The sequence below is a fragment of the Aquimarina macrocephali JAMB N27 genome, from assembly GCF_000520995.1.
Taxonomy (GTDB): domain Bacteria; phylum Bacteroidota; class Bacteroidia; order Flavobacteriales; family Flavobacteriaceae; genus Aquimarina; species Aquimarina macrocephali.
The window spans coordinates 1-275 of record NZ_JACA01000021.1; the positions used below are offsets into that span (position 1 = coordinate 1).

General features: G+C 40.7%; 1 protein-coding gene. It reads right to left on the reverse strand.

Features of this window, described 5'->3' with window-relative positions; translation table 11 throughout:
- Positions 1-275: fibronectin type III domain-containing protein (locus Z054_RS28480; RefSeq protein ID WP_035091903.1), on the reverse strand; the 275-nt coding region annotated here is incomplete at both ends.

Below are 275 nucleotides of genomic sequence, written 5' to 3' on the forward strand. Positions count from 1 at the left end.
AACTGTTAATCCCAGCACACCCTGGAGTAGCTGTGGTAGTAACATTAGCAACATTACTGTTTGCTGATACATTACCAGCAGCATCTTTGGCTTTTACGGTAAAGCTATATGCTGTAGAAGCAGTAAGACCGGTAACACTAAAACTAGTGGTTGTCGATGTTCCTATACTACTACCTCCCTGAAATATCTCATATTCGGTAACGCCTACATTATCTGTAGAAGCAGTCCAGGATAAATCGACTGTTGTTGCTCCAATATTAGAAGCTGCTAAACTT